Consider the following 9,268-nt stretch of genomic DNA (forward strand, 5'->3'; position numbering starts at 1 on the left):
GCAGCATCCGTCAGGCGTTTGGCGGCCGCAACGCCGGATCGACGGAACTCAGCGCCCGCACGGCGTCGAAACCGGGTTTGGGACGAGCGCCCTCGATATTGAAGGTGACCGGGATGGCGTCAGCCTGCGGAATGCTCAGAGCCTGTCCGTGACAGGTTCCATGATGATGCGGGATCGCCTTGTCGGCATCACCCTGCGACTGATCGGCATCACCATCTACATGGACGACGCCTGTGCATTCGATCGTCGTCGCCTGCCCCGGCACTTCGCGCGCGTGGACGGTCGCCGTCATCACGAGCGACGACGCCAGCAGGAGGAGCAGCAAGGACCAGGCGCGGGCCAGCATGGGAACGCGCCTATCACCATGACGACCCGATGTCATGCGTTCTCTCCGCGATGAGGGCGATTGTAGGCACTGGACCTGTCAGCAAAACGCCATGCGGGGATAGCATCCGCGAACACCCGCCACGCGGAGCGGAGGAAGATAATCGCAATGACGCCTCCGACCACGATGTCGGGCCATGCGGCACCTGTGAGGTGGACGAGGCTCGCTGCGATGAGCACTCCGATGTTTGATGCGACATCGTTGCGCGAACACTCGAAGGTGCTCGCCATGTTCACGTTCGCAGCGCGGAAACGCCACAACAGCGCCAGACACGTGAGGTTCGCTGCCAGCGCCGCCCCGCCGAAGCCGAGCATCAGCGTCGAAGACGGCGGCACGCCGTTGGCGATCTTACCGGCGATTTCGACGAGGACGGCGATGCCGAATACCAGGATGAGGCCGCCCTTGGCGATCGCCGCTCCCGCCTCCCAACGTGCGCCACGATTGAGTGCATAGAGGCTCAGCCCATAGACCACGGCATCGCCGAACATGTCGACAGAGTCCGCCATCAGCGCCGACGAGCGGGCCAGCAGCCCACCACCGAACTCGATGGCGAACATCGATAGGTTGATGACCATGACGACGATCAGCGCGCGTCGCTGCTCGGCCTTACGGCCAAGTTCCGCGATCGTGTCGCGCTTTGCTGAACAACAGGCGTCCGCCATCATCGTGCTCGATTCGTTGGGTCGGACCCCCTATATGAACCCTCATCCCACTAGAGGGTCAAGGGTCTGTGATGAAGATCGGTGAAATAGCAAGATTGACCGGGTTGAAGGTCGAGACGGTACGCTTCTACGAAGCGGAAGGATTGATCGGGGCGCCGATCCGCAGCGGAGGGAACTACCGCGTTTACAACGGCTCCCACCTGGATCGCCTGTCGTTCATCAAGCGCTCGCGCGATCTTGGCTTCACCCTCGACCAGGTGCGTGACCTTCTGCGGTTAGCAGACGATCCGCGCGGCTCCTGCGCGGAGGTCGATGCGATCGCCGCGGTTCACATCCATGAGATCGATCGCAAGCTCGCCGATCTCGCCGCGCTGAGAACCGAGATCGTGCAATGGGGAGCGACCTGCGACGCGACAACGATCGCCGATTGTCGGATCATCGACGCACTTTCGAACGCTGGCTGACTAAGCCTTCAGGCCGTCAGATGCTGGTATAGGACCGTGCCCCATAGACGCGGCGCGATCGCGTCCCTATGTTGTCCACATGGCCACTGTTCTGACCCCTCGCGAACAGCAAGAGACCGCCTCGATCGCGTGGCAGCTTGGCGGTTACGATGACATGTTACGCCTCGAGCGGGAGCTCAAGGCTATGAAGGCTGCGGGCAAGCGCCCTAAGATGGTCATTGACCAGGCGACCGGTAAGCGGAAATTGGTCGAGGCCTGAGCCTTGTTCTCACTGACGCTGGCCGTTGTCACAGGCGTTGCAATCCTCCTTCCTGGCTTCTTCGCAATCCTGCTCTGGAATACCCGCGCCCGCCGGTACGCCGTTGCGCGCCCGGATCTGCCGGTTAACGCATTGAGCGTGCTGGCGATCGGGGTCGCCGTTTCCCTGATCGCGCACCTGCTGACCGGGCTTGCTATCGGGCTGGTGCAAACGCTTCTGATCGACGTCAGCCGCTTCTTGCCCGCAGATTACCGGACGCCCGCGGTCAATCCGATCGGCACGTTGCTGATCGTCGCGCAGGGTGGGCCAAAGGCAGCCGCGTTGAGCGCTAGTGATCTGGTGTGGGGCATTTGCGCACCGATTTTCTCGACGCTGGCAGTCGTCATGCTGATGGCCGACGATGCACTCGATGTCGCTACGGAAGGGTGGGACTTTGGCGGGCACGGCTGGGCCTACACGCATATCATCAAGCCTACGCAGCACGGTCATCGCCCGATCGCCTATGTGCTGACCGATCTCCAGCATGACGGACTTGGGGTCGGCTATCGCGGCGTGGTCGCCGACATCCGCCAGAGCAGCGATGGCCAAACGCAGAGCATCAGCCTGGCCTCCCCTGCTCGCTTTCTTTTCGAACTCAAGCCCGGCACGTCGCGACGTTGGACGCCGTCCAGCGAGCCTGCGCTGGTTCGCTACGCGGAACGTCCGGTCGGAGACGTGATCAGCCTCGACCAGAAGGTCATCCACGATATCGTGGTCTCGACGCCGGCCACCGATCTGTTGCGCGAGCTGCGCGACCTCGACACGCAGCGCCAGCATGGGTGATTTCTTGACCTTCATTGCTCCCAAGGCGCTGCTGTGGATCGGTTTCGTCGTCAGCATGGTGTTGACCGGCCTGTTGGTCGCGCTCGCGGCATGGGCAGTCGCAGGTCCGTGGTGGCCGACGACGCTGGTTCAGAACGGCTTTCGCCGTCATCGTTCCTGTTGGGCGCTGATTCAGGCATTCGCCATTGCCACGCTTCCCATCCTGCTGCTTGGCGAACACGGCGTCGGCGTGGGGGCCTTGATCTTCCTGGTTTTCGCGCCACGATACGTTAACTGGCGGGTTCGCTGGGGCGCCTGGCACGATGACAACGAGGCGACCCGCACCACCGCCCGCACGATCCGCAATCGCCTGCGGGACCGACAGGAAGAAGCTGCGATGCCACCAGGTGCCGGCCCATGGCCGGAATATGTAAACGACGTGGTTCGCGCGACTAGGGACCAGCTTTATACGCCACCAGAGACGGTAGTGCCACCTGATGCCCTCCCTAGCTGACATAGGAATCGCAGCTATGTCATCCGCGCAAATTCGTGATTCCGAGTAACTAGTTCAGCCCGAGCTTGGCAAAGAAGGCCTCGTTTCTCAGCCGGGCATCATGAAGCAGCTTGTTGTAAGGCAGAACCTCAACGACGGCATTGTGGATGGGCGAAAAGCCAAAGTACCCCTCGCCATCCGCACTTTTATTCTGAGCAATCGACATTGATACAACCTCGACCAGCTTTGGCGTAAAATCAGCGACGACGAAGCAGATAAATCTGGTGCTGGGAGGAATAGGTTTGCGGAACCTGCCGGTGCGATCCTTGAACGCTCCGCCGTTCCGCATGATGTTTACATATTCAAGCACCTGCGTGACCGGGTTGTCGCTATGACTGTAGTTGGGTCGGCCGGGTCGCTTGAATTCGACAATGATAATCGGTTCGTCAGTACCTTCACGGTCGAACGCCAGCGATCGATCGAAAACAACGGCGACGTCCGGTTCGCGGGTACTGTCGCTGTCGGTGAGAAACGTTGTGAAGGGCTTGTCGGACTTCAAATAGGAATAGAAGGCTAGTCGATCATCCAGAATCCATAGGTTATGGTCTTCATAGTCGAGCGCTTCGCCATCCGAGCGGATCGGTATGATGAGGTCATGGACGATCTCCTCACGCAAGTAGTCTCGCTTCTCCGGATCGACGTACGCCAGCGAACTGTCGAGGAGATCGAGGATCTCCTTCCGCTTAACGACATATTCGGCGAGCGACGCTTTCTTGTCCGAGTTGATCGCACTGGCAACCTTCTGCACCCGGTCGACGACCTCACTGGCATTGCCGGCGGATAGTGCCTTTATCTCGCGCTTCGTCTCGCGTTGCTTGCGTCGACGCTGGCGCGCCAGCTCGATATAAATATCCTCCTCCGACTTGGCGTTGAGCGATAGATGCTCCTCGACGAAAGCCGGGATATTGCTGGCGACGGCCAGAAACTGCGGGTTCTCACGTACGACGCGCAAGGTAATACCGGCCTGTTTGGTGCGAACCTGTTCGATATAGGGCGCTAGGTGTCGCTTGGCAGCGTCGACCGCCGCCTGATGCAGGCTGCGATAGTCATCTTCGCGGAACGTGAAGTTGGTGCGCTCCTGATTAACGTGGCCGTTCAGGTAGTCGCCTGACACCAAGCCGATATAGACGGAGTCGCTATTTTCACCGATGTAACCAAGCCCAAGCTGATTATCGATTTTCTCGTCGCGAACAACGCGGCCATCGCCCACATACAGGTTCCAGTGCTTGCCGCCGTCGTGCAGGCGCAATCCCTTGTTGAGCAGGATGTGGTACATATCAACGTCGATCGGTTCTTCCCCGGGCTCGAGGACGACTTTCAATGTCTCGGGCGTGTCGGACTCGACGTTGCTGCTGTAAAAATCGAGCAGGCTGATCCGCTCGGCACGATCAACAAGCGTGAAGGATGGCACTTCATAGCTGGCGAAGTTGCGCAGGAAATGACCAATGATGTGCGCGGCTATCGTGTCGACCTTGCGAGGACAATGCGCACTGTAGGATTGCACGTAAGGCTCCAGCCGCACTTTCGTGCCGATGGTCGGGGTCGCACCCGCAAGCCGCAACTCATGGCCAATCAGCGGACTGGCGTCGTTCTGGGCGACAGCGAAGTCGAACGACCGGTGCAGCGTTGAGCCGCCTTCGCTGAAGCTGCTGTTGACGTGCGTGTTCTGAAACACCTTCAGCCAGGAAAGGCGACCCACCCCCTTACCGCCGCGGCTGATCTTGCTGGCGGTATCTGCGGTGCGGAACGCGCGCCAATTGTCGGTGTTCAACCCGATCCCGTTGTCTTCAATCAGGAAGCCAGCGACCGGTGGGTTTTCGTCGTCCGAGCTGCTGCGTAGGATCGTCACCGTGATGACGCCCTTCGCCGTCGCCTCACGATCCCAGCGCGCCTCGATGGCATGGAACGCGTTGGCGATTGCCTCGAACAACGGGAACAGCGCGTTCAACGGAGAGGGCGCGAAACCAAGGTTGCGCACGCGGCCTGCCAGGCTGAACTGGAAGTCATCGGATGTGTCGGTCTTCACAGCGTCCCCTCGCCCTTATGCCTATGCGACATCCTCGCCAACGCCAACCCATCCCTTCCGCGCCTGCTCATTACGCAAAGCCTTCGCCGGCGTGATTGCGGAACGCCTCCTGATCGCGAACATACTCGCTGAGCATCTCGAGCGACTTATGGCGGCTGTGCTCTTTCATCTTAAACAAATTGGCACCATGGCGACCCGCCTCGGTCAGGAAGCCGGCGCGCAGTGAATGGCCTGAGAAAAGTGCCGGATCATAGCCGGCTGCGGCTGCGCGCGCCTTGACCACCAGCGCCACTGTTTGCGGACTAACTGGCTTTTCGGTGAGGCGGCCGTGCGGTGTGAGACGGCGGAACACGGGCCCCTCGGTGATGCCCGCGACCTCCAACCAGGCGCGGTAATGGCGCACAGGCTCCATGCGACGACCATCGAGGACCGCGACGCTCTGCCCCTTGCCCTCCTGATCGCCCTTCGAAAACGGAATCGTGACCAGCAGCCCGCGTGGATCTTCGGCCACATCGGCGATGTCAATCGCGACCAGCTCAGAGCGGCGGAACGCCCCCATCATGCCGATGCTCAGCAGCGCGCGATCCCGGTAGTCGATGAGGGCGGAGCCGGTGATATGGCGCACCATGTCACGCAGCACGTCGCTGTCGGCCGGCCGCTTCTTCGCCGGGCGATCGCTGCGTTTGGCGTTACGGATACCCCGCATCACGCGATCCAGCGCGGCCGCGCCGGCTTGTACGGTTGGCGGTTCGAGCTCAGCGGCGCGGTGGGCAAAGACGATCGCGGCCAGCCGCCGACCGATGGACGACTTGGATAACGGTCGCCCATTCGAATGGGTGCTACCGTCTCTGGCAAGCTCGCTTAGGAACGCAGCCGTGACAATGGGTGAAGCCGGGAGTGAGGCGTAGCCGCGTGTGTCGCACCAGGTCGTGAACAGTCGCCAGTCGGACCGATAGGCACGCAAGGTCGCATCCGCCGATGCGCGCGCCAGGAAATGGTCGACCCGGGCGCGGTCGCTCTGGTTAAGATCCGGTGCGAGATCGATTGACGCTGGCGACAGATCGATCGGCCCGATCGCGAGAAGCGCGCGGCGCTCCGCGGCATCATCGCCGATCATACTGGACCGTCATGCACAGGATCATAGAGAGTCACGTCCTTGTGCCATGACAGCGTGCCCTCCTGACGTAGCCAATGACCAAGCGGGCGCACTCGAGCCTTGTCACCAAAGGGAAAGATACCGGACTGGTGCTCGTAGATCGAGACGCTGGTCCAGCTTGCGAGGTGAGGTGTCGTCAGCGCTCGCTTCCCAAAGGCGATGGCACCGTCATCGCTGTCTTCGCGTTGATAGTGCTTCAGAAAAGTTCGCCCCGATCGTTCGCGGGGCCGGCCAAAGATGAAGTCGTAGCCATAGACAGTATCCCCCTGGCCATCGTTTGGTGGGCCGTCGATCTTCAGATGCTCGTCCTGCAGCTGGTAGCAGGTCAGGCACCGCTCCATGGCGATGACGTTACCGACACATTCCGGATACACACACTCGTCTCTGCTAACGTCAGTCGTCGTCTGGCAGACGACGCAGCTTAGCTCGGTCTCGCCGGGCACCTTGGCGGCAAACTGGGCTAGCTTTGGGAGATCCACCGCATAATCGTACGGCGTGGCCTCAAAGCAGGCAGGACAGAGATAGGCATGCTGCCTGGGATTGAAGCCGAAAAGGTCGATCGCCTCCGCGGGTGTGAGGAATTCGATGGCACAGGCCACCTGGCCGACAACGGCGCTGTAGACGTGGTCATCCAGGCCGAAGATGGCGAACTTGCTCTCCCCCTCCATCGCAAACAACCGGTCAACCCATGATGTCTCCGCAAAAAGCGCGTTTGCCGCCATTAGGATGGTACGGGTGACCTCACCCGCAGTGAAGGTTACGCGCGGCGCCGAATGCATGATGCGGTTGCGGTCTTTGCGAACCGCGGTCCAGAAGGTGTTGAACGCCGGGTCCAGCGGCGGGTCCGCAACGCTGTTGTGCACGGCTACGAGCTTTGACGCCTCGAGGCTCGGCAGCTCGCCAAACGATGTTGCCCCCTTCGCCGCCTTCGGGCTCCAGTCGGCTGGATCGCCAAGGAGGAGGTATGGCGACACGCGCGCGATCCGGCCCTTGAGGCCGAGCTCCATCGCTTGCTGGATAAGGCTGTAGGCGTTCGACAGTGCAGGCTGCACACTTCGCCAATAGTCGTCGGTCGCCTCCGCATCCCCACTGGCACCAACTCCGATGGACCACGCGTCGTGCGCGTCCATGGTGATCTTCCATGCCAGGTAGAGCTGATTGACGCCGGCATCGTGAAATTCATCCGGCGTCGGCACGTCGATGATCACTGTTTCGGCTCCGTTCCGACCCATAATTTTGCCTGCCACCTTGCTAGCAGGAATCGGGCTTATCGCTAGTAACTATTGTGGCTGTCGGGATCGATGGCGGCTTGCGTTTACCCCCTCGCCTCTTCGCTATCATGGTGGCATATATAACTCCTAATGCCACCACACGCGGGCTTTGCCATATGACGCTACAAGTTAACATCACACCAAATGGTCGTATGAGCCTGCCGGTGGGCATTCGAAAGCGCCTAGGGCTTGAGGATGGCGGTGCGGTCCTTGTCGAAGAAACGCCGGACGGAGTTATCCTGCGCACCGTGGAGCAGGCGGTGGCAAAGGCGCAAGCAATCGCCAAGCGCTACGCACAACAGCCCGGCGCGTCGGTCGATGACTTTCTTGCCGTACGGCGCGAGGACAGCGGCGAATGACCCATGTCGTTCTCGATGTCTCGGCGATCCTCGCACTGTTGAAAGGCGAGCGCGGTGCCAGCAAGGTCGGCAGCGTGATTGCGGATGCCTCAGTGTGCGCGATCAATCAGGCGGAGGTCATCAGCCACTTTGTTCATCTAGGCGCGCCGCTTGACGACGTGCGGGCGATGCTGGCGGCCCTGCCCTATACCGTCGTCGCGGCGGATGATGCGCTCGCCTGGGATGCCGGTAACCTGCGCGCTGCCACCTCATCGGCCGGGTTGTCGCTGGGCGATCGCTTCTGCCTCGCTTTGGCCAAACGCCTCGGCGTCGCGGCGTACACCGCCGACAAAGCGTGGCGCGACATAGCAGGCGACGTGGCCGTGAAGATCGTGACTATCCGGTAGGTTGTGAGGTGCACACCGAACCGCCCCCATCTGCCGCACTTGAGGCGTGGCTCGATGCCAACGGGACGATCGAAGATCGCTACGGTCACCTCCTGCTCGAACAGATCAAGCCAATCGACAAGAGTCTGATCGACGCTCTTCGCCCGTATTTTGAGTCAGCTCATCTCGACGCGCGCGAACATTTTCATAAGCAGGTCGGCATCGACCTTCACCCGGACGCTGGGGCGGCGGGAGCCCATGCCTGCTATCCAGACTGCCTGCCGGCCGTCGCCCGGCGTGGCCTATTTGGCGAAGTAGTCGCCGGCTTGGTAACCCAGGCCTATGCAGAGGAACTCGTCGGCGAGCATCAGTGGTCGGTCCCGATCTTCCTTTTCCGCTTCCATGCCGATGTGGAGAGCTATCTGTGGGACCTTCGCTACGATCCATCCCGCAAGCGCCAGGTATTCGGTCGCTTCGGTTCCGACTTCGTCGGGGTACGGCTCGACGCGGCCGGGAACGTGGTCCGGGTCATCGTCGGGGAAGCAAAGTGGCGCGCCTCCCTTACCAACTCGGCCGTCGCCGCCCTCCTCCATGGCGAGAAGAACCTGAAAGATCCGACTACGGGCAAGAATGTCCACAACGGTCGTGGCATTTGGTTTGAGGTGAATCGGGATAGCGTCGTTCCGAAGGGCTTGCGTCAGCTGCAGCGCCTGCTGGAGCTGCGGGATCCCGTGAATCATGCGACCGCCATTGCGTCCATGGACGCCGCGATCACCGCGACCGTACCCACGCTTGCTCGGACGAACCTCGTTGTGATCGCCGGCAACGCCGCAGCGACCCGCAAGAAACTGAATGTGCTGATCCCGTGGAAGAAGCCGCCGGCAGACTACACCGCCCCGCATGACTTGCAGGTTTGCGCCTTCGCCCGCGAGCCCGAACGGCGCACCGTCGCCGGCGACGCGACCGT

General features: G+C 61.3%; 12 protein-coding genes. 7 read left to right on the top strand and 5 right to left on the bottom strand.

Features of this window, described 5'->3' with window-relative positions; all coding sequences use genetic code 11:
* Positions 1-10 precede the first annotated feature (10 nt).
* The gene (locus Q0L57_RS18850) at positions 11-346 is read right to left on the bottom strand and encodes a hypothetical protein (protein ID WP_061780451.1); all 336 of its coding nucleotides are present in this window, start codon (positions 344-346) and stop codon (positions 11-13) included.
* Positions 347-378: 32 nt separating this feature from the next.
* The gene (locus Q0L57_RS18855; protein WP_286165192.1) at positions 379-1,050 is read right to left on the bottom strand and encodes a cation transporter; all 672 of its coding nucleotides are present in this window, start codon (positions 1,048-1,050) and stop codon (positions 379-381) included.
* Positions 1,051-1,118: 68 nt separating this feature from the next.
* Between Q0L57_RS18855 and Q0L57_RS18860 the strand changes: the two genes are divergently transcribed.
* The 4 genes from Q0L57_RS18860 to Q0L57_RS18875 all read left to right on the top strand — a co-directional run bounded on the left by Q0L57_RS18860 (position 1,119) and on the right by Q0L57_RS18875 (position 3,085).
* Complete coding sequence (locus Q0L57_RS18860; RefSeq protein ID WP_043061463.1) at positions 1,119-1,511, top strand: helix-turn-helix domain-containing protein; 393 nt, start codon at positions 1,119-1,121, stop codon at positions 1,509-1,511.
* 79 nt (positions 1,512-1,590) lie between these two features.
* Positions 1,591-1,770, top strand: coding sequence for a hypothetical protein (locus tag Q0L57_RS18865; RefSeq protein ID WP_043061464.1), 180 nt, complete (start codon positions 1,591-1,593; stop codon positions 1,768-1,770).
* Between the two features lie 3 nt (positions 1,771-1,773).
* Positions 1,774-2,592, top strand: a complete 819-nt coding sequence (locus tag Q0L57_RS18870) for a hypothetical protein (RefSeq protein WP_064312603.1) — start codon at positions 1,774-1,776, stop codon at positions 2,590-2,592.
* Complete coding sequence (locus Q0L57_RS18875) at positions 2,585-3,085, top strand: hypothetical protein (protein ID WP_061780449.1); 501 nt, start codon at positions 2,585-2,587, stop codon at positions 3,083-3,085. The genes Q0L57_RS18870 and Q0L57_RS18875 overlap by 8 nt, the downstream gene beginning before the upstream one ends.
* A 49-nt stretch (positions 3,086-3,134) precedes the next feature.
* Here the strand turns inward: Q0L57_RS18875 and Q0L57_RS18880 are convergent, their stop codons facing one another.
* From Q0L57_RS18880 to Q0L57_RS18890, 3 genes are all read right to left on the bottom strand, one after another.
* Positions 3,135-5,150 (bottom strand): ATP-binding protein, encoded by a 2,016-nt coding sequence (locus Q0L57_RS18880; protein ID WP_043061467.1) that lies wholly within the window; start codon positions 5,148-5,150, stop codon positions 3,135-3,137.
* 70 nt (positions 5,151-5,220) lie between these two features.
* On the bottom strand, positions 5,221-6,267 hold the full coding sequence (locus Q0L57_RS18885) for a site-specific integrase (protein WP_043061468.1): 1,047 nt from the start codon (positions 6,265-6,267) through the stop codon (positions 5,221-5,223).
* Complete coding sequence (locus Q0L57_RS18890) at positions 6,264-7,514, bottom strand: hypothetical protein (protein WP_133178092.1); 1,251 nt, start codon at positions 7,512-7,514, stop codon at positions 6,264-6,266. Before Q0L57_RS18890 ends, Q0L57_RS18885 begins: the two co-directional genes overlap by 4 nt.
* 179 nt (positions 7,515-7,693) lie before the next feature.
* Here Q0L57_RS18890 and Q0L57_RS18895 point away from each other — a divergent pair, with 179 nt between their 5' ends.
* The 3 genes from Q0L57_RS18895 to Q0L57_RS18905 all read left to right on the top strand — a co-directional run.
* Positions 7,694-7,936, top strand: a complete 243-nt coding sequence (locus tag Q0L57_RS18895) for an AbrB/MazE/SpoVT family DNA-binding domain-containing protein (RefSeq protein ID WP_043061471.1) — start codon at positions 7,694-7,696, stop codon at positions 7,934-7,936.
* Positions 7,933-8,322, top strand: a complete 390-nt coding sequence (locus Q0L57_RS18900; RefSeq protein WP_043061472.1) for a type II toxin-antitoxin system VapC family toxin — start codon at positions 7,933-7,935, stop codon at positions 8,320-8,322. The genes Q0L57_RS18895 and Q0L57_RS18900 overlap by 4 nt, the downstream gene beginning before the upstream one ends.
* Positions 8,323-8,330: 8 nt before the next feature.
* Positions 8,331-9,268 (top strand): aminotransferase (locus Q0L57_RS18905; protein ID WP_296744628.1); only part of this gene is annotated, 938 nt, incomplete at its 3' end.

Source organism: Mesorhizobium sp. (assembly GCF_024509055.1).
GTDB lineage: Bacteria > Pseudomonadota > Alphaproteobacteria > Rhizobiales > Rhizobiaceae > Mesorhizobium.